15 protein-coding genes, 4 tRNA genes and 1 pseudogene are annotated in these 18,710 nt (G+C 58.1%); 18 read left to right on the top strand and 2 right to left on the bottom strand.

What is annotated here, in order from left to right:
- Positions 1–103 precede the first annotated feature (103 nt).
- The 8 genes from gltX to H8S59_RS13175 all read left to right on the top strand — a co-directional run bounded on the left by gltX (position 104) and on the right by H8S59_RS13175 (position 4,633).
- On the top strand, positions 104–1,585 hold the full coding sequence (gltX, locus tag H8S59_RS13210) for a glutamate--tRNA ligase (protein ID WP_187521687.1): 1,482 nt from the start codon (positions 104–106) through the stop codon (positions 1,583–1,585).
- A gap of 146 nt (positions 1,586–1,731) precedes the next feature.
- Positions 1,732–1,807: transfer RNA gene (locus H8S59_RS13205), tRNA-Ala, on the top strand.
- Positions 1,808–1,896: 89 nt separating this feature from the next.
- A tRNA-Glu gene (locus tag H8S59_RS13200) sits at positions 1,897–1,972 on the top strand.
- A gap of 50 nt (positions 1,973–2,022) precedes the next feature.
- A tRNA-Ala gene (locus H8S59_RS13195) sits at positions 2,023–2,098 on the top strand.
- A 46-nt stretch (positions 2,099–2,144) separates the two neighbouring features.
- Positions 2,145–2,220, top strand: a tRNA-Glu gene (locus H8S59_RS13190).
- Positions 2,221–2,627: 407 nt separating this feature from the next.
- Positions 2,628–3,089 carry an acyl-CoA thioesterase gene (locus H8S59_RS13185; RefSeq protein WP_187521686.1) on the top strand — a complete coding sequence of 154 codons (462 nt, stop codon included), beginning with the start codon at positions 2,628–2,630 and terminating at the stop codon, positions 3,087–3,089.
- A 29-nt stretch (positions 3,090–3,118) separates the two neighbouring features.
- Positions 3,119–4,078, top strand: a complete 960-nt coding sequence (locus H8S59_RS13180) for a tRNA dihydrouridine synthase (RefSeq protein WP_187521685.1) — start codon at positions 3,119–3,121, stop codon at positions 4,076–4,078.
- 111 nt (positions 4,079–4,189) lie between these two features.
- Entirely contained in the window at positions 4,190–4,633 is a 444-nt protein-coding gene (locus H8S59_RS13175; protein ID WP_027900866.1) for an Hsp20 family protein, read from the top strand.
- A 51-nt stretch (positions 4,634–4,684) separates the two neighbouring features.
- Here the strand turns inward: H8S59_RS13175 and H8S59_RS13170 are convergent.
- Positions 4,685–6,775 (bottom strand): annotated as a pseudogene (locus H8S59_RS13170) (putative bifunctional diguanylate cyclase/phosphodiesterase); the annotation flags it as partial.
- 112 nt (positions 6,776–6,887) lie between these two features.
- On the bottom strand, positions 6,888–7,766 hold the full coding sequence (locus H8S59_RS13165; RefSeq protein ID WP_187521683.1) for a LysR family transcriptional regulator: 879 nt from the start codon (positions 7,764–7,766) through the stop codon (positions 6,888–6,890).
- Between the two features lie 149 nt (positions 7,767–7,915).
- Here H8S59_RS13165 and leuC point away from each other — a divergent pair, with 149 nt between their 5' ends.
- The 10 genes from leuC to H8S59_RS13115 all read left to right on the top strand — a co-directional run bounded on the left by leuC (position 7,916) and on the right by H8S59_RS13115 (position 18,702).
- A complete protein-coding gene (leuC, locus tag H8S59_RS13160) occupies positions 7,916–9,340 on the top strand; it encodes a 3-isopropylmalate dehydratase large subunit (RefSeq protein WP_122396971.1) in 1,425 nt (474 codons plus the stop codon).
- 10 nt (positions 9,341–9,350) lie between these two features.
- Positions 9,351–9,992, top strand: a complete 642-nt coding sequence (gene leuD, locus H8S59_RS13155) for a 3-isopropylmalate dehydratase small subunit (RefSeq protein ID WP_187521682.1) — start codon at positions 9,351–9,353, stop codon at positions 9,990–9,992.
- A gap of 176 nt (positions 9,993–10,168) precedes the next feature.
- Complete coding sequence (locus H8S59_RS13150; RefSeq protein ID WP_187521681.1) at positions 10,169–10,930, top strand: class I SAM-dependent methyltransferase; 762 nt, start codon at positions 10,169–10,171, stop codon at positions 10,928–10,930.
- Between the two features lie 66 nt (positions 10,931–10,996).
- Positions 10,997–12,079, top strand: coding sequence for a 3-isopropylmalate dehydrogenase (gene leuB / locus H8S59_RS13145; protein ID WP_095097026.1), 1,083 nt, complete (start codon positions 10,997–10,999; stop codon positions 12,077–12,079).
- 68 nt (positions 12,080–12,147) lie between these two features.
- On the top strand, positions 12,148–13,260 hold the full coding sequence (gene asd / locus H8S59_RS13140) for an aspartate-semialdehyde dehydrogenase (protein ID WP_095097023.1): 1,113 nt from the start codon (positions 12,148–12,150) through the stop codon (positions 13,258–13,260).
- A gap of 272 nt (positions 13,261–13,532) precedes the next feature.
- Complete coding sequence (locus H8S59_RS13135; protein ID WP_187521680.1) at positions 13,533–14,525, top strand: 2-dehydro-3-deoxygalactonokinase; 993 nt, start codon at positions 13,533–13,535, stop codon at positions 14,523–14,525.
- A 1-nt stretch (position 14,526) separates the two neighbouring features.
- Positions 14,527–15,156 (top strand): 2-dehydro-3-deoxy-6-phosphogalactonate aldolase, encoded by a 630-nt coding sequence (locus H8S59_RS13130; RefSeq protein WP_187521679.1) that lies wholly within the window; start codon positions 14,527–14,529, stop codon positions 15,154–15,156.
- Between the two features lie 48 nt (positions 15,157–15,204).
- Positions 15,205–16,353 carry a galactonate dehydratase gene (gene dgoD / locus H8S59_RS13125; protein WP_020290348.1) on the top strand — a complete coding sequence of 383 codons (1,149 nt, stop codon included), beginning with the start codon at positions 15,205–15,207 and terminating at the stop codon, positions 16,351–16,353.
- A gap of 151 nt (positions 16,354–16,504) precedes the next feature.
- Positions 16,505–17,815, top strand: coding sequence for an MFS transporter (locus H8S59_RS13120; protein ID WP_187521678.1), 1,311 nt, complete (start codon positions 16,505–16,507; stop codon positions 17,813–17,815).
- A gap of 77 nt (positions 17,816–17,892) precedes the next feature.
- Positions 17,893–18,702, top strand: a complete 810-nt coding sequence (locus H8S59_RS13115; protein WP_095097011.1) for an IclR family transcriptional regulator — start codon at positions 17,893–17,895, stop codon at positions 18,700–18,702.
- Positions 18,703–18,710 lie beyond the last annotated feature (8 nt).

The raw sequence follows: 18,710 nt of genomic DNA, 5'->3' as shown, positions 1-18,710 counted from the left end.
CTAAAGCCGGTTCCACGACATCGCCCGGCGCAAGCTCGGCTCCCACAGTATCCTCGGCGCCTGTTAATATTCACGGCTTGTTTGACCTATTTCGGGATTTTTCATGACCACCGTTCGTACCCGCATCGCGCCTTCGCCCACTGGCGACCCTCACGTTGGCACGGCTTATATCGCCCTTTTCAACTATTGCTTTGCCAGGCAGCACGGCGGTGAGTTCATCCTGCGTATCGAGGATACCGATCAACTGCGTTCGACCCGCGAGTCGGAACAGCAGATCTTCGACGCGCTGCGCTGGCTGGGTATTGAATGGAGTGAAGGCCCGGATGTCGGTGGTCCGCATGGTCCATATCGGCAGAGCGAGCGGGGCGACATCTACCAGAAGTACGCGCAACAGCTGGTAGAGCTGGGTCACGCTTTCCCGTGTTTCTGCACCGCAGAAGAGCTCGATCAAATGCGTGCCGAGCAAACCGCTCGTGGCGAAACGCCGCGCTATGACGGCCGCGCCTTGTTGCTATCCAAAGAAGAAGTAGCCCGTCGTCTGGCGGCCGGCGAACCTCACGTGATCCGCATGAAAGTGCCGACCGAGGGCGTTTGCGTCGTGCCGGACATGCTGCGCGGCGAGGTCGAGATCCCATGGGATCGCATGGACATGCAAGTGTTGATGAAGACCGATGGCCTGCCGACTTACTTCCTGGCCAACGTCGTCGATGACCACCTGATGGGCATCACCCACGTGCTGCGCGGTGAAGAGTGGCTGCCGTCGGCACCCAAGCTGATCCTGCTTTATGAATACTTTGGCTGGGACAAGCCTCAGTTGTGCTACATGCCGCTGCTGCGTAACCCGGACAAGAGCAAGCTGTCCAAGCGCAAGAACCCGACGTCGGTCACTTTCTACGAGCGCATGGGTTTCATGCCTGAAGCAATGCTCAACTACCTGGGCCGTATGGGCTGGTCGATGCCTGACGAGCGCGAGAAGTTTTCCCTGGAGGAAATGGTCGAGCATTTCGATCTGTCGCGGGTTTCTCTGGGCGGCCCGATCTTCGATATCGAGAAGCTTTCATGGCTCAATGGTCAGTGGCTGCGTGAACTTCCGGTAGAAGAGTTCGCTTCGCGCCTTCAGCACTGGGCGTTGAACCCTGAATACATGATGAAGATCGCTCCGCACGTGCAGGGCAGGGTGGAGACCTTCAGTCAGGTTGCGCCGCTGGCCGGTTTCTTCTTCGCCGGTGGCGTCACGCCGGATGCCAAACTGTTCGAACACAAGAAGCTGTCTGCTGACCAGGTGCGTCAGGTCATGCAGTTGATCCTGTGGAAGCTGGAGTCCCTGCGTCAGTGGGAGAAGGACCAGATCATGGGCAGCATCCAGGCTGTGGTCGAGCATCTGGAGCTCAAGCTGCGTGATGCCATGCCGCTGATGTTTGCCGCGATTACCGGGCAAGCCAATTCCGTCTCGGTGACGGACGCGATGGAAATCCTGGGCCCGGACCTGACCCGCTTCCGCCTGCGTCAGGCCCTTGATCTGCTGGGTGGCGTTTCGAAGAAAGAAAACAAGGAATGGGAAAAGCTTCTGGGTGCGATCGCCTGAGGCAATGCCTGCGTCTGTCAGTACCCCGGTTTTCCGGGGGCTGAATGGTAAGTGGTTGTATTACCGACAAAAAACTTTCGAAATTGTAAAAAATAAATTTGACAGCTCTGCGACTCACGCTTAACATGCGCCCCGTCCACTGATGTGGGGCTTTAGCTCAGCTGGGAGAGCGCCTGCATGGCATGCAGGAGGTCAGCGGTTCGATCCCGCTAAGCTCCACCAAATTTAGAGTTTCAAAGCTCGGCTACAATGCTTTGAAACGATGCAAGATGACCGGATCCAGCGTCGATCATCAGCATCAAGAAGGTTTTGTCCCCTTCGTCTAGTGGCCTAGGACACCGCCCTTTCACGGCGGTAACAGGGGTTCGAGTCCCCTAGGGGACGCCATTTTAAAATGCATCATTTGAAAGTGATGTGAGCCGCGAGGCGATAAATCCGGGGCTTTAGCTCAGCTGGGAGAGCGCCTGCATGGCATGCAGGAGGTCAGCGGTTCGATCCCGCTAAGCTCCACCAATTTGCCAGGGTTCGTTTTTAAAGCGAACCTGCTCGAAGGTTTTGCGTCCCCTTCGTCTAGTGGCCTAGGACACCGCCCTTTCACGGCGGTAACAGGGGTTCGAGTCCCCTAGGGGACGCCACGATTTCTCGCTCTGCGAGACCAAGGGTCATTCGATTATTGAATGGCCCTTTTGTTTTTCTGGCATTTGATAAAGCGCCTTCCCTCCAGATACGTCTTAGTCCCCCCGGTTTTCTGTAGGAGCTCACGAGCACCGCGCTGTCGCGCAGCAAACGGGGCCCTGTAGGAGCGCGCTTGCCCGCGATAGCGTCAGCACAGACGATTACCCGTCAACTGACAGACCGTCTCGCGGGCAAGCGCGCTCCTACAGTTCAAAAAGCATTCCAGTCAGATGGTTAAACGATGTCGGCCAGCCCGATACTCCGCTGTCACAGCCTCGCGGTGCTACGCGCCAGCAGCATTAGCCCACTCTCTTCGTCGCTTTGGTTACACTCACTCGCATCTACAACCAGCAACGCAGGAGCAAGCATGGTCTGGGATCTGCCAACGCCTTTTGTGATCGACCTCAATGTGGCCGCCGATGACATCGACGGGTTGGGGCATGCCAATAACGCGGTCTACGTGACATGGCTGGAGCGCTGCGCCTGGCGTCATTCACAGCAGTTGGGTCTGGATCTTAGCGAGTACCGGCGTCTGGACCGGGCCATGGCGGTGGTTCGGCATGAGATCGATTACTTGGCCAGCGCCTATCAGGACGATGAACTGGAGTTGGCAACCTGGATTGTCGATTGGGACAAACGCCTGAAAATGACTCGACGTTTCCAGCTACGCCGTCCCTGCGATGGCATGACGTTGCTGCGCGCGCAGACCACCTTTGTCTGTATCGAACTGTCCAGCGGCAAGCCTAAACGCATGCCCGCAGAGTTCATCGAGGGGTATGGCGTCGCCATGGCTAATCCTCTGGTTTCCAATACCGCCAGCGCGCCGTAAACTGCCGGACTTTTTTTCGAGTGTGACCCATGCAAATTGCTCTGGCGCCCATGGAGGGACTGGTTGACGACATCCTGCGCGATGCCCTGACAAAAGTCGGCGGGATCGACTGGTGCGTGACCGAATTCATCCGGGTGTCCGAGCGTTTGATGCCGGCTCATTACTTCTACAAGTACGCGTCCGAGTTTCACAAGGGGGCGAAAACCGATGCCGGAACGCCTCTGCGCTTGCAGTTGCTGGGCTCTGATCCGGTCTGTCTGGCGGAAAACGCTGCGTTTGCCTGTGAGCTGGGCGCGCCGGTACTGGATCTCAACTTCGGTTGCCCGGCCAAGACCGTCAACCGCTCCCGTGGTGGTGCGATTCTGCTCAAAGAGCCTGAGCTGCTGCATTCCATCCTGAGTCAGGTGCGCAGCGCGGTGCCCAAGCACATTCCGGTCACCGCCAAAATGCGCCTGGGTTACGAAAACACCGACGGTGCTCTGGATTGCGCCCGGGCGCTGGCTGACGGCGGGGCGGAGCAGATCGTCGTACATGCCCGCACCAAGGTTGACGGCTACAAGCCGCCTGCCCACTGGGAATGGATTGCGCGAATTCAGGAAGTGGTCAAGGTGCCGGTAGTCGCCAACGGGGAAATCTGGACCGTGGACGACTGGCTTCGCTGCCGGGAAATCTGCGGCGCTCGGGACATCATGATCGGTCGCGGGCTGGTGGCACGTCCGGATCTCGCCCGACAGATTGCCGCCGCGCATAAAGGCGAAGAAGTGGTGCCAATGACCTGGGCCGAGCTGCAGCCGATGTTGCGGACCTTCTGGCTACAGTGTCTGGAGAAAATGACCCTGATCCAGGCGCCTGGCCGTCTCAAACAGTGGCTAGTGCTTTTGACTAAAAGTTACCCTGAGGCGACGCAGATGTTTGATGCGCTGCGTCGCGAAACCGACTGTCAGCGGATCAGTGTTTTGCTCGGTGTCAGTGCCGACGAACGGTCATAAAAATTTGAAAATAAACTCTTGAAAAGCTTTTGGCCGACCCTAGTTTAGGGACTACGCGATGCCGAATTCGGGTCGCGGATTAAACCACTCGCTGTTTACAGGAGATTTATCATGACTACTGCATTTTCTCTGGCCCCTCTGTTCCGTAGCTCTGTGGGCTTTGATCGTTTCAACGACCTGTTCGAGGCTGCTGCCCGCAATGAATCCGCTGGCGGCTACCCTCCTTACAACGTCGAGAAGCATGCGGATGACCAATACCGCATTGTGATCGCGGCCGCAGGTTTCGTTGAGGAAGACCTTGAGCTTCAGGTCGAGAAGGGCGTGCTGACTGTTTCGGGCGGCAAGCGTGAAAATACTGCTGAGGGCGTGACTTACCTGCATCAGGGTATTGCTCAGCGGGCTTTCAAATTGTCGTTCCGGTTGGCTGATCACATCGAAGTGCAGAACGCTGGCTTGTCCAACGGCTTGCTGAACATTGATCTGCTGCGTCTGGTGCCTGAAGAGGCCAAAGCCAAGCGCATCCCGATCAACGCGCAGAAAGTCCTGAACAGCTGATTGTTCAGTCGCCAGCAAAAGAAGGCGCCGTTATGGCGCCTTCTTTCGTTTCTACTGACTCCCCTCAAACAGCATCTCGGGCTGCCTCAGGCGTTTTTCGAATGCGCTCAAGGTCAGCGGCTCGCTGAACAGATAGCCTTGGTATAAACGACATCCCAACTGCTCAAGAAACTCCAGTTGAAGGGGTTGCTCAACCCCTTCGGCAATGACGGTGAGGTTCAGGCTCTGGGCCATGGCCACGATAGCCCGGATGATTTCCGCGTCGTTGGGGTCGGTGGTTGCATCGCGAATAAATGACTGATCAATTTTCAGCGCGTCTACCGGCAGGCGTTTGAGGTAGGTCAGGGACGAATAGCCCGTGCCGAAATCATCCATGGCAAAGCTGACGCCGAGTTTCTTCAGCTCATGCATCTTGGCAATGGTCTCGTCCAGATTCTGGATGACGATGCCTTCCGTGATTTCCAGCTTGAGCAGATTGCTCGGCAGGCTGTTCACGCGAAGGCAGCGTTTGACCCGATCAACGAAGTCGTTTTGCCGGAACTGGCGAGGGCTGATGTTGACGCACAAACTGAAGTGTCGGATGTCGACCAGCTTGTCGCGCAACAGTTTGCTCGCCGTTCGGCAGGCTTCTTCAAGAATCCAGGCGCCTACCTCCAGAATCATCCCGCTTTCTTCCAGGATCTGAATGAACTGGTTGGGCGGCAGGTTACCGGTCTCCGGGTGTTCCCAGCGTAATAATGCCTCCGCGCCGATGATGCGGTTGAGACGAGTGTCCACTTGAGGTTGATAGCACAGGCTGAACTCGCCGCGCGGCAATGCCATACGCAGGTCATTTTCCATACGCAGCCGTTCGCTGGCCGCTTTTTGCATCGAATCATGAAACAGTTGCGTGGCATTGCGGCCCGAATCCTTCGCCCGGTATAGCGCGATATCGGCGCGTTTGAGCAGGTCCGCGCTGGTCAGGCCATGGTCGGGAATGAGCGCGATGCCGATGCTCGGTGTGATTTGCAGACGTTGATTGTCCAGAAACATCGGCTGGGCGAGCAGGGCGCGAAGCATGTCGGCCAGTTCCAGTACCTGATCAGTGACATCGTCGCGACTGCCTTCCAGCCCGCTGATCAGCACCACGAACTCATCGCCACCCAGTCGCGCCACGGTGTCTTCCATGCGCACGCTGGCTTCAAGCCGCGCGGTAACGATTTTCAGCACGCTGTCGCCCACCGGATGGCCCAGCGAATCATTGATGTGCTTGAAGTGATCCAGATCCATGAACAGCAGAGCGCCACGCAGGTTGTGGCGTTGCAGCAGGATTATTTGCTGGCTGAGACGGTCCATCAGCAGTGCCCGGTTGGGCAGATTGGTCAGGGAATCGTGATAGGCCAGGTGCTGAACCTGCTCCTGGGCGCTCTTCAGCTCGCTGATATCCCGGGCATTCATCAGCAGGCATTCAACATCGTTGAGCGTTATAGCTTCGACCGACACCTCAGCGGTGACGTGGGAGCCGTTCTTGTGGCAGCCGGTCATTTCCCGATGATGCACGCGGCCATTTTCTTCCAGGTCGCGGATCAGTTGCTCACGTTGTTCAATGTGAGCCCAGATTCCCAGCTCGGCGACGGTACGGCCGAGCACTTCGTCAGGGGTGAACCCCATCAATCGGCAAAAGCCTCCGTTGACCTCCAGATAACGGCCACTGACGCGCTCGGTAATGGTGATTGCGTCAGGACTGGAATGGAACGCTTTGGCGAACTTCTCTTCGCTGGCCTTCAAGGCGCGTTCGGCGCGCAGGTGCGCGCTGTTGTCCATGAAGGTACTGAGCAGATAAAGCTGACGCTCCAGTTCGACTTTCAATGCGCTGAAGGTGCCTTCAATCAGTCGGCCGTCGCGTGCGCGCAATCGCACATCCAGCCTGACGGGTTCGTCCTGGGCAATGACCCGTCTGACCAGGCTGTTGCGGTGTTCGGAATCGTCCCATAACCCCAGGTCTACGCCCGTCCGACCAATGCTTTCGGCCGCGGACCAGCCGAGCATTGTTTCGAACTGGCGATTGACTTCGCAGATCACTCCGCTGTCGATGGCGGACAGGATCACCACATTGGGACTGAGGTTGTAGAGCGTCGCAAAACGCTTTTCCGATTCGCTCAGCGCAGCGGCATGGCCGGTGGGCTGAAAGGTGTTGCTATCTGCAAGTTCTGGCATGGGATCACGCGCCTGTAAGTAATAAAGGCAGTAATACGATCTTTAGCGTCAGGAGCTTTCAGCATTGGCTGGCCTGTGCATCGAGTAGCGCCATGAATGCCCGGGCCGCATTGGACAACGTACGCTCCGTGTGAAGTATGTAGCCTAGCTGACGACTGAGCTGTATGCCCGGTAATGGGATGCGCGCCACCTGTTCATCAAGCATAGTCCGTGGCAACACGCTCCAGGCGAGGCCAATGGAAACCATCATTTTGATGGTTTCCAGATAGTTGGTGCTCATGGCGATATCCGGCTTGAGCCCTTGGGCTTCGCACAGTCCGCTGACGATGTGATGGGTAAACGTGTTGTTGCCGGGAAATACCGCCGGATAGCCGACGACGTCCTGCAAACTCACCGGGCCGCTGTTGGCCAGTGGGTGTTCAGGGGCCGCAACGAAGTCCAGCGGGTCGTCCCAGACCGGTACGGCCTTGACCAGGGTGTGAGGATCCGGGGCGAGAGTGATGACCGCCAGCTCGGCACGGCCATGAAGAATTTCTTCGTAGGCGACTTCTGAATCGAGGAACTGAATGTCCAGCGCGACCTCAGGAAAACGTCGGGTGAACTCTCGAAGCAGAGGTGGCAGACGGTGCAGGCCGATGTGATGACTGGTTGCCAGTGTCAGACGGCCGGTCACTTCACCCGTCAGATTGGTCAGTGCGCGGCGGGTATCGTCCAGCACATTAAGAATCTGATAGGCCCTGGGCAACAGGGCTCTGCCGGCCTCGGTCAGGCTCACTTCCCGGCCGAGCCGGTCAAACAACCGCACGTTCAACTGCTGCTCCAGCCCGGCAATTCGCTTGCTGATAGCGGGCTGGGTCAAGTGCAGGCGCTCCCCGGCCCCGGAAAAGCTGCCGGTTTCGGCGATAGCAATAAACGCGTTGAGGTTAGCCAGATCCATTTCAGATTCCAGTTGGTTATCCAAAGCATAAAAATTATGAATTTGAGTTATTTAAGCATATTCCATAGCATTGCCTCACAAGCCAAAGGGTCATCGGTCGATCACCCAGGGCATAGAAAGATAGAAACGCGCTGATGAGGAACCATCCGATGGCCGGCAAAACGTTGTACGACAAGCTCTGGGATTCGCACGAAGTAAAGAAGCGTGACGATGGCTCGTCGCTGATTTACATCGATCGTCACATCATCCATGAAGTGACTTCGCCGCAGGCCTTTGAAGGTCTGCGTCTGGCGGGCCGCAAGCCGTGGCGCATCGACGCCAACATCGCGACCCCGGACCATAACGTGCCGACTACTCCGGAACGTAAAGGCGGTATCGAAGCCATTGCCGACCAGGTGTCGCGTCTTCAGGTGCAGACTCTCGACGACAACTGCGACGAGTACGGCATTACCGAATTCAAAATGAACGACGTGCGTCAGGGCATCGTTCACGTGATCAGCCCTGAGCAGGGCGCGACACTGCCGGGCATGACTGTGGTGTGTGGCGACTCTCATACCTCCACTCATGGCGCATTCGGTGCGCTGGCCCACGGTATCGGCACTTCCGAGGTTGAGCATGTGCTCGCCACTCAGTGCCTAGTGGCCAAGAAAATGAAAAACATGCTGGTTTCCGTCGAGGGCAAGTTGCCCGTCGGTGTGACAGCCAAAGACATTGTGCTGGCGGTGATCGGCAAGATCGGCACCGCTGGCGGTAATGGCCATGCGATGGAGTTTGCGGGTAGCGCGATTCGTGACCTGTCGGTTGAAGGCCGTATGACCATCTGCAACATGTCCATCGAGGCGGGCGCTCGCGTCGGTCTGGTGGCTACCGATGAAAAGACCATTGCCTACGTGAAGGGGCGTCCTTTCGCACCTAAAGGCGAGCAGTGGGATTTGGCAGTAGAAGCCTGGAAAGACCTGGTTTCCGATGCCGATGCGCACTTCGACACGGTAGTCAAACTCGACGCTGCGCAGATCAAACCGCAAGTCAGCTGGGGTACTTCTCCAGAGATGGTGCTGGCCGTTGATCAGAACGTACCGGACCCTGCTCAGGAAACTGATCTGGTCAAGCGTGGTTCTATCGAGCGTGCGTTGAAGTACATGGGCCTCAAAGCCAATCAGGCCATCACCGACATCCAGCTGGATCGCGTATTTATTGGTTCCTGCACCAACTCCCGTATAGAGGACTTGCGTGCTGCGGCTGAAATCGCCAAAGGCCGCAAGGTGGCCTCGACTATCAAGCAGGCAATCGTTGTGCCGGGCTCAGGGCTGGTCAAGGCGCAGGCGGAGAGCGAAGGGCTGGACAAGATCTTTCTCGAGGCCGGTTTCGAATGGCGTGAGCCAGGTTGCTCGATGTGTCTGGCGATGAACCCGGACCGCCTGGAAAGTGGCGAGCATTGCGCGTCCACCTCCAACCGTAACTTCGAAGGCCGTCAAGGTGCCGGTGGTCGTACTCACCTGGTCAGCCCGGCGATGGCTGCAGCAGCAGCGGTCAACGGTCGTTTCATTGATGTTCGCGAACTGATTCAGCACTAAGGAGCCCAGCATGAAAGCCTTTACTCAGCACACCGGCCTTGTCGCTCCTCTGGATCGTGCCAACGTCGATACAGACCAGATCATTCCGAAGCAGTTTCTCAAGTCGATCAAGCGCACCGGCTTCGGTCCGAACCTGTTCGACGAATGGCGTTACCTGGACGTCGGGCAACCTTATCAGGACAACTCCAAGCGGCCGTTGAACCCAGACTTCGTACTCAACGATGCTCGCTATCAAGGTGCGAGCGTGTTGCTGGCCAGGGAAAACTTCGGCTGCGGCTCAAGCCGTGAGCACGCGCCGTGGGCACTGGACGAGTACGGTTTCTGCGCGATTATCGCGCCGAGCTATGCCGACATCTTCTTCAACAACAGCTTCAAGAACGGCTTGCTGCCGATCATTCTTGGCGAGGCTGAAGTTGATGAGCTGTTCAAGCAGGTTGAAGCCACCGAAGGTTACCAGTTGACCGTCGACCTGGCGGCCCAGACGGTCACTCGTCCAGATGGCAAGGTATACAGCTTTGAAGTTGATGCGTTTCGCAAGCACTGCCTGCTTGAAGGCCTGGATGACATCGGCCTGACCCTGGTGGATGGCGAGGCGATTACCAGTTTCGAAGCGAAGCACCGCGCCAGCCAGCCGTGGTTGTTCCGCGGTTGAAATGAGATTTTTGCTGGTGTGATGACTGTGGGAGCTGGGCTTGCCCGCGATAAGGTATACGCGATCTAAAGTGAATAGCGTCTAGCCTTATCGTCGGAATGCCGCCCAGACCAAGCCCAGCTCCCACAAGGTTCAGTGCAACAGGATTATTTGCGATTTACCAAAAGGACACCCTAATGAGCTCCGCCCACACCCAAGTCGTACAACGTCAATTCGGTGAACAGGCCGCAGCCTATCTGAGCAGTGCCGTGCACGCCCAAGGTACCGAGTTTGCGCTGCTACAGGCGGAAGTGGCGGGGCGCAGTGATGCGCGGGTTCTGGACCTTGGGTGCGGCGCCGGTCACGTGAGCTTCAATGTCGCGTCGGCGGTGGGCGAAGTGGTAGCGTACGACCTTTCGCAGCAGATGCTCGATGTGTTGGCTACTGCGGCGCAAGAGCGTGGGCTGAGTAACGTCAGTACTGTCTGCGGCGCGGCGGAAAGCCTGCCGTTCGAGGATGGCGAGTTCGACTTCGTGTTCAGTCGTTATTCGGCTCACCACTGGAGTGATCTGGCGCCTGCCTTGCGTGAAGTGCGCAGAGTACTGAAGCCGGGAGGCGTTGCTGCCTTTATTGACGTAATGTCGCCGGGCAGTCCATTGCTGGATACCTACCTGCAAAGCGTGGAAGTGCTGCGTGATACCAGTCATGTGCGCGACTATTCCGCCGCCGAATGGCTGCGGCAGGTCAGTGAGGCGGGGCTGTTCACCCGTAGTCACAGCCGCCAGCGTCTGCACCTTGAGTACAACTCCTGGGTAGAGCGCATGCGTACCCCGCAAGCCTTTCGGGTCGCGATCCGGGAGTTGCAGCAGGCCATGGGGGCGGAGGTGCGCGAGTATTTCGAGATTACCGCTGACGGCTCGTTCAGCACCGATGTTCTGGTGTTATGGGCCGAGCGTTAGTTCTATCCGTTCATGTAGATGAAGAGGCGCTGACCGACAGTGCCGTTACAAAAAATTGAGGATGTTATGAGCAAGCAGATTCTGATTCTCCCAGGTGACGGTATTGGTCCGGAAATCATGACCGAAGCGGTCAAGGTGCTGGAACTGGCCAACCAGAAGTATCAACTGGGCTTCGAACTCAGCCACGACGTGATCGGCGGCGCGGCCATCGACAAGCATGGCGTGCCACTGGCCGATGAAACCCTGAACCGTGCCCGCGCTGCTGACGCCGTATTGCTGGGCGCTGTGGGCGGCCCGAAATGGGACACCATCGAGCGTGATATCCGCCCAGAGCGCGGTCTGCTGAAAATCCGTGCGCAACTGGGCCTGTTCGGCAACCTGCGTCCGGCCATCCTGTATCCGCAACTGGCTGACGCCTCCAGCCTCAAGCCTGAAATCGTTGCCGGCCTGGACATCCTCATCGTCCGTGAGCTGACCGGCGGTATCTATTTCGGTGCCCCGCGTGGCAGCCAGACGCTGGAAAACGGCGAGCGTCAGGCCTACGACACGCTGCCGTACAGCGAGAGCGAAATTCGTCGTATCGCCCGCGTCGGTTTCGACATGGCGCGCGTGCGTGGCAAGAAACTCTGTTCAGTGGACAAGGCCAACGTCCTGGCTTCCAGCCAGCTGTGGCGTGAAGTGGTCGAGGAAGTCGCCAAGGACTATCCGGACGTCGAACTGAGCCACATGTACGTCGACAACGCCGCCATGCAGCTGGTGCGTGCGCCGAAGCAGTTCGATGTGATCGTCACCGATAATATGTTCGGCGATATCCTGTCCGACGAAGCGTCGATGCTCACCGGCTCCATCGGCATGCTGCCGTCTGCCTCGCTGGATGCCAATAACAAGGGCATGTATGAGCCTTGCCATGGCTCGGCACCTGACATTGCGGGCAAAGGCATTGCCAACCCGCTGGCGACGATCCTTTCCGTGTCGATGATGCTGCGTTACAGCTTCAATCTGACCGACGCTGCCGATGCCATTGAAAAGGCTGTAAGCCTGGTTCTGGATCAAGGTCTGCGCACTGGCGACATCTGGTCGGCGGGCAATGCGAAGGTCGGCACGCAGGAAATGGGCGACGCTGTAGTCGCCGCGCTGCGCAATCTGTAATATCTGCGGCCCGTTGCAAATTCGAACCCGAATGCAACGGCCCACTTTTTAAACAAGGTGTAGTTGCGATGAAACGTGTAGGTCTGATCGGTTGGCGTGGAATGGTCGGTTCCGTGCTCATGCAGCGGATGCTGGAAGAGCAGGATTTTGATCTGATCGAGCCGGTGTTTTTCACCACCTCCAACGTAGGCGGCCAAGGCCCCTCCGTGGGCAAGGACGTGGCTCCGCTCAAAGATGCTTACAGCATTGACGAGCTGAAAACCCTCGACGTGATTCTGACCTGCCAGGGCGGCGACTACACCAATGAGGTGTTTCCGAAGCTGCGCGAAGCCGGCTGGCAGGGTTACTGGATCGACGCCGCTTCCAGCCTGCGCATGCAGGATGACGCGGTCATCGTTCTGGATCCGGTTAACCGCAAGGTCATCGATCAGCAACTGGATGCGGGCACCAGAAACTACATTGGCGGTAACTGCACGGTCAGCCTGATGCTGATGGGCCTGGGCGGTCTGTTCGAAGCCGGTCTGGTGGAGTGGATGAATGCCATGACCTATCAGGCGGCTTCCGGTGCGGGCGCGCAGAACATGCGTGAACTGATCAAACAAATGGGCGCGACTCACGCGGCGGTTGCCGACGATCTGGCCAATCCGGCCAGCGCGATTCTGGACATCGACCGCAAGGTTGCCGAAGCCATGCGCAGCGATGCCTACCCGACGGAAAACTTCGGCGTGCCATTGGCGGGCAGTCTGATCCCGTGGATCGACAAAGAACTGCCGAACGGCCAGAGCCGTGAAGAGTGGAAAGGCCAGGCCGAGACCAACAAGATTCTGGGTCGCTTCAAGAGCCCGATCCCGGTGGATGGTATCTGTGTACGTATCGGTTCGATGCGTTGCCACAGCCAGGCATTGACCATCAAGCTCAACAAAGACGTGCCAATCGCCGATATCGAAGGTTTGATCAGCCAGCACAACCCTTGGGTGAAACTGGTGCCAAACCATCGCGAAGCGAGCATTCAGGAGCTGAGCCCGACGTCTGTGACCGGCACCATGAGCATTCCGGTTGGCCGTCTGCGCAAGTTGAACATGGGCTCGCAGTATCTGGGCGCGTTCACCGTTGGCGACCAGCTATTGTGGGGCGCGGCCGAGCCGTTGCGTCGCATGCTGCGGATCCTGCTGGAGCGTTGATCGTCCGGTTGTAGCTGACATGAAAAACCGCCTTTCGGGGCGGTTTTTTTATGGGCGCTTAAAAATAACGCGGTCCTGTTGGAGCCGAGCTTGCTCGCGAAGGGCGATTCCCCGGTCATATTTGTAGACCGCAGCGCTTGATTCGCGGGCAAGCCTCGCTCCAACAAAAAAAATCCCAAAATATGGGATCGAAATTTACATATTGAGATATTTCCCTTTTAAGGTTTATAGTCCCCCTCGCACTCACTGCTCAAAAAATAATAGGTGAAGCGATGCAAGCGCATTTGATCGCGCTCGATTGGGGGACAACCTCTCTTCGTGCTTATCGACTCGGCGACCATGGCCGGGTGCTGGAACAGCGCTCCCTGAGCGCGGGCATCATGCAATTACCAAGTTCGCCGCGAATGATCGCCGGTGAGCTCTGCAGCGACGGTTTCGAACTGGCTTTCGACGAGGCTTGTGGCGACTGGCTTGATGCCGAGCCAAACCTGCCGGTCATTGCCTGTGGCATGGTCGGCAGCGCCCAAGGCTGGCGTGAAGCCGTCTATCGGGAAACTCCGGCCAGCGTCTCCGGCCTTAGCTCTGCCTTGCAAACCGTGCGCAGCCTGCGTGGCGTCGATGTCCACATCATCCCTGGCGTACTTCAGCGTTCGGTGCTGCCCAATGTCATGCGCGGTGAAGAAACCCAAGTGCTGGGCGTTCTGGCAGGACTGTCCGCCACTGAAGCCCTCAAACCCCTGTTGATTGGTTTACCCGGCAGTCATTCCAAATGGGTTCAGGCCGCCGAGGGCTGCATCCTGCATTTCGATACGTTCATGACCGGCGAAGTCTTCGCCGCGTTAAGCAATCACACGATTCTTGGCCGCACCATGCAGCGCAGTGATGCCTTCGATCAGGCGGCGTTCGATCTGGGTGTCGCGGTGGCGTTGTCGGCTGACGGCGCAGCGGGGCCGCTGTCGACGATTTTCAGTTGCCGCACCTTGGGGCTGACCGGCCAACTGAGCGCCGATGCCCAACCTGATTATTTGTCCGGTCTGCTGATCGGTCATGAACTGGCAACCCTCGCCACTCTGCAGCGTGCCCATCATTCCGAATTGCCTCCCGTCATTCTTCTGGGCGGCGAGCAATTGTGTCTGCGTTATGGGCGAGCCCTGCACGCCTGCGGTTTTCTTCACGTGACGGTGGCAGAACAAGCTACCGAGCGCGGTCTATGGCAAGTGGCGCTTAAAGCCGGCTTGCTCGCTAACATTCCATTAGAGGTCTGACATGCTCAAGCAAGCACTGCTCGAAAACGGCTTGATCGCCATTCTGCGTGGCCTGCGCCCGGCGGAAGCGCCTGCCATAGGCGATGTGTTGTACCAGGCGGGTTTCCGGATCATCGAGGTGCCACTCAATTCGCCGCAACCCTACGACAGCATCCGTCTGTTGCGCCAAAGCCTGCCTGCCGACTGCCTGATCGGGGCGGGTACGGTGATGACTCCTGAGCAGGTCAATCTGGTCAAGGAGGCGGGCGGGCAGGTCATCGTCATGCCGCACAGCGACGCCAAAGTGCTGCGTGCCGCCAAAGAAGCAGGTTTGTTTCTGTCGCCAGGCGTGGCAACGCCCAACGAGGCCTTTGCTGCGCTGGCCGAGGGCGCTGACGTGCTGAAGCTGTTCCCGGCTGAGCAGATGAGCCCGGCCGTCGTAAAAGCATGGCTGGCCGTGCTGCCAATTGGCACCGCGCTGGTTCCGGTAGGCGGTATTACGCCGGACAACATGAAGGTCTTTCTGGATGCCGGCGTAAAAGGTTTCGGCCTCGGCTCGGGCTTGTTCAAGCCAGGCATGAGCGTGGCTGATGTGGGCGAGCGTGCTCATGCCTATGTCGCGGCCTGGAAGCAATTGACCGAACGTTTCTGAGTCAACCAGAGCGCCCCAGGCGCCAATTCAAATAAGAGAATCGCACACATGAAAATCACCAAACTCACGACTTTCATCGTCCCGCCGCGCTGGTGCTTCCTCAAGATCGAAACTGATCAAGGCATTACCGGCTGGGGCGAGCCGGTGGTTGAGGGTCGCGCTCATACGGTTGCAGCCGCCGTCGAAGAGCTGTCTGACTACCTGATCGGCAAAGACCCGCGCAACATCGAAGACATCTGGACCGTGCTTTACCGTGGCGGCTTCTATCGTGGCGGCGCGGTGCACATGAGTGCGCTGGCCGGTATCGATCAGGCGTTGTGGGACATCAAGGGCAAGCATCTGGGTGTGTCGGTCAGCGATCTGCTCGGGGGGCAGGTGCGCGACAAGATCCGTGTTTACTCATGGATCGGCGGCGACCGCCCTGCGGATACGGCGCGTGCGGCAAAAGAAGCGGTGGAGCGGGGCTTCACTGCGGTGAAGATGAACGGCACCGAAGAGTTGCAGTTCCTTGACACCTTCGACAAGGTCGACCTGGCACTGGCCAACGTTGCCGCCGTGCGTGACGCGGTCGGGCCGAATGTGGGCATCGGCGTCGATTTCCATGGCCGTGTGCACAAACCCATGGCCAAGGTACTGATGAAAGAACTGGATCCGTACAAGCTGATGTTCATCGAAGAGCCCGTGCTCAGCGAAAACTACGAGGCGCTGAAAGAGCTCGCGCCGTTGACCAGTACGCCAATTGCCCTGGGCGAACGGCTGTTTTCACGCTGGGATTTCAAGCGCGTATTGAGTGAAGGCTACGTCGACATCATCCAGCCGGATGCGTCGCATGCGGGCGGTATCACCGAAACCCGCAAGATCGCCAACATGGCTGAGGCCTACGATGTCGCCCTTGCGCTGCATTGTCCCTTGGGGCCGATTGCCCTGGCCGCTTGCCTGCAACTGGATGCGGTCTGCTACAACGCGTTCATTCAGGAGCAGAGCCTGGGCATTCATTACAACGAGAGCAATGACCTGCTGGATTACATCAAGAATCCCGAGGTGTTCGATTACGACAAAGGCATGGTGAAAATCCCCAACGGACCAGGCCTGGGCATCGAAATCAACGAAGAGTACGTCAAGGAGCGCGCGGCTATCGGCCATCGCTGGCGCAACCCGATCTGGCGTCATGCCGATGGCAGCTTTGCGGAGTGGTGATTTCTCAGGCTGACGCCTGACCCTTGTAGGAGCTGCCGAAGGCTGCGAAAGCGATCTGCCTGAGTCACCGCGATTCGCAGCCTTCGGCAGCTCCTACAGGCGTTCACCCAGTTCATAGCGACCTCAATAAAGACAAAAAGAGGCACCTCACATGCAAACCCGCACTCTCGAAGGGGCGGCGTCTTTAGTCACGCCTACTCGCAAGCGTTACTTCATCATGGTGCTGTTGTTCATCACCGTCGTGATCAACTATCTGGACCGCAGCAACCTGTCCATCGCCGCGCCCGCACTGACCAGCGAACTGGGTATCGATCCGGTGCATGTCGGGTTGATTTTCTCGGCGTTCGGCTGGACTTACGCTGCCATGCAATTACCCGGTGGCTGGCTGGTTGACCGTGTACCGCCCCGAATTCTGTACACCGTCGCCCTGGCGCTGTGGTCCGTTGCGACCATCATGCTCGGCTTCGCTGCCAGTTTCATTGCACTATTCGTGTTGCGCATGGCGGTGGGCGCCCTGGAAGCGCCGGCGTACCCCATCAACAGTCGTGTGGTGACCACATGGTTTCCCGAGCGTGAGCGAGCCACGGCCATTGGTTTCTACACGTCTGGCCAGTTTGTCGGTCTGGCATTTCTGACACCGGTACTCGCCTGGCTGCAAGCGCATTACGGCTGGCACATGGTTTTTGTCAGCACCGGTGCTGTGGGCGTGCTCTGGGCGGTCATCTGGTACATGGTGTATCGCGAGCCTCGTGATTTCAAAGGCGTTAACGAGGCGGAAATCGAGCTGATTCGCGAGGGCGGCGGGTTGGTGGATATCCAGGCTGATACGGCGAAAGAAAAGCGTCCGTTCAGTTGGGCGGATCTGGGCATCGTGCTCACCAAGCGCAAGCTCTGGGGGATTTACCTGGGTCAATTCTGCCTGAACTCGACGCTATGGTTCTTCCTGACCTGGTTCCCGACCTATCTCGTTAAGTACCGAGGCATGGACTTCATCAAGTCCGGTCTGTTGGCTTCCCTGCCATTTCTCGCGGCGTTCGTCGGTGTGCTGTGTTCGGGGTTTTTCTCCGACTGGCTGATTCGTCGCGGTCATACCGTCGGTTTTGCGCGCAAGTTACCGATCATTGCCGGTCTGCTGATTTCCACTTCGATCATTGGTGCCAACTTCGTGGATTCGACGCCGCTGGTCATCGCGTTCCTCGCGCTGGCGTTCTTCGGCAATGGCTTGGCATCCATCACCTGGTCACTGGTGTCGACCCTGGCTCCGGCGCGTCTGCTGGGCCTGACGGGCGGGACTTTCAACTTCATTGGCAACCTGTCGGCAATTGCCACGCCGATCGTGATTGGCTTTCTTGTCTCCGGCGACTCCTTTGCGCCTGCGATCACCTACGTTGCGGTGCTGGCGTTGATCGGCGCGCTGTCCTACATCCTCTTGGTGGGCAAGGTCGAGCGTATCGAGCTGTAACGACGGGTATCGCGGGTAGCATGGAAATGGGCTGGCGGCGATAATGCCGCCAGCTTTTTGAGGGGATAAGGCCGGATATGTCGCAAGCGCTCGACGACACAGCAAGCAGCACTGCCAAGGACCCAGCTCCGACGGGAACCCAAACCCTGTTGCGCGGACTTGGCGTGGTCCAGGCCGTCGCCGACGGTGCGCGGGACCTCAAGGAAATCGCCCGGCGCATTGGTACGACGCGCAGCACCACGCACCGGCTGGTCAGTTGCCTGGTAGAGGAGCGTTACCTGCGGGTTTTGCCTCAGGTCGGCTATCTGCTGGGGCCAAAGCTGATCGAACTGGGCTTTCAGGCGCGCGAAGAAGTGCCGTTGGCGATGCTGGCCCGGCCGTATCTGGATGAGCTTTCACAGTTGACGGGCGACACCGTCCACCTCGCGATTCGTGATGGCGACGAAGTGCTTTATCTGCACAAGAATCCTGGACGTAACGGTCCTGAAATGCGTTCGCGAGTCGGCCATCGTATGCCCCTGGCGCGTACCGGAATCGGCAAGGCGCTGCTGCTGGACAGCCCGGAAAGCGAGTGGCTGCGGTTGTATCAGGTCAGTCTGCCGGAAGTGGCGCGCAATCCGTCATGGCCCGCTCACGAGGAGCAATCCTGGGAGCAGGTGCGTCAGCGTATGTATGAATACGTAGAGGGCGGTTACGCATTTGATCTGGAGGATAACGAACCGTCGATCCGCTGCGTGGCAGCGCCGATTCGTGATGCGGGCAAACACATTGTTGCCGGTATCAGCATTGCCAGTACCGTGCCTTACATGCCGCTGGAAAAAATGGCCGAGCTGGTGCCGTTGATCAAACAGGTGGCAGGCAGGTTGTCGGCAGAATTGGGTGGGTAGGCTTTGAC

It is taken from the genome of Pseudomonas folii, from assembly GCF_014357575.1.
GTDB classification, from domain to species: domain Bacteria; phylum Pseudomonadota; class Gammaproteobacteria; order Pseudomonadales; family Pseudomonadaceae; genus Aquipseudomonas; species Aquipseudomonas folii.
The sequence above is the reverse complement of the archived record's forward strand: the minus strand, read 5'-3'. Positions and strand labels throughout refer to the sequence as shown.

Excerpts from the sequence above, each read along its gene's own strand:
- gltX (WP_187521687.1), top strand. The coding sequence starts at position 104 with ATGACCACCGTTCGTACCCGCATCGCGCCTTCGCCCACTGGCGACCCT.
- H8S59_RS13185 (WP_187521686.1), top strand. The coding sequence starts at position 2,628 with ATGGTCTGGGATCTGCCAACGCCTTTTGTGATCGACCTCAATGTGGCC.
- H8S59_RS13180 (WP_187521685.1), top strand. The coding sequence starts at position 3,119 with ATGCAAATTGCTCTGGCGCCCATGGAGGGACTGGTTGACGACATCCTG.
- H8S59_RS13175 (WP_027900866.1), top strand. The coding sequence starts at position 4,190 with ATGACTACTGCATTTTCTCTGGCCCCTCTGTTCCGTAGCTCTGTGGGC.
- H8S59_RS13165 (WP_187521683.1), bottom strand. The coding sequence starts at position 7,766 with ATGGATCTGGCTAACCTCAACGCGTTTATTGCTATCGCCGAAACCGGC.
- leuC (WP_122396971.1), top strand. The coding sequence starts at position 7,916 with ATGGCCGGCAAAACGTTGTACGACAAGCTCTGGGATTCGCACGAAGTA.
- leuD (WP_187521682.1), top strand. The coding sequence starts at position 9,351 with ATGAAAGCCTTTACTCAGCACACCGGCCTTGTCGCTCCTCTGGATCGT.
- H8S59_RS13150 (WP_187521681.1), top strand. The coding sequence starts at position 10,169 with ATGAGCTCCGCCCACACCCAAGTCGTACAACGTCAATTCGGTGAACAG.
- leuB (WP_095097026.1), top strand. The coding sequence starts at position 10,997 with ATGAGCAAGCAGATTCTGATTCTCCCAGGTGACGGTATTGGTCCGGAA.
- asd (WP_095097023.1), top strand. The coding sequence starts at position 12,148 with ATGAAACGTGTAGGTCTGATCGGTTGGCGTGGAATGGTCGGTTCCGTG.
- H8S59_RS13135 (WP_187521680.1), top strand. The coding sequence starts at position 13,533 with ATGCAAGCGCATTTGATCGCGCTCGATTGGGGGACAACCTCTCTTCGT.
- H8S59_RS13130 (WP_187521679.1), top strand. The coding sequence starts at position 14,527 with ATGCTCAAGCAAGCACTGCTCGAAAACGGCTTGATCGCCATTCTGCGT.
- dgoD (WP_020290348.1), top strand. The coding sequence starts at position 15,205 with ATGAAAATCACCAAACTCACGACTTTCATCGTCCCGCCGCGCTGGTGC.
- H8S59_RS13120 (WP_187521678.1), top strand. The coding sequence starts at position 16,505 with ATGCAAACCCGCACTCTCGAAGGGGCGGCGTCTTTAGTCACGCCTACT.
- H8S59_RS13115 (WP_095097011.1), top strand. The coding sequence starts at position 17,893 with ATGTCGCAAGCGCTCGACGACACAGCAAGCAGCACTGCCAAGGACCCA.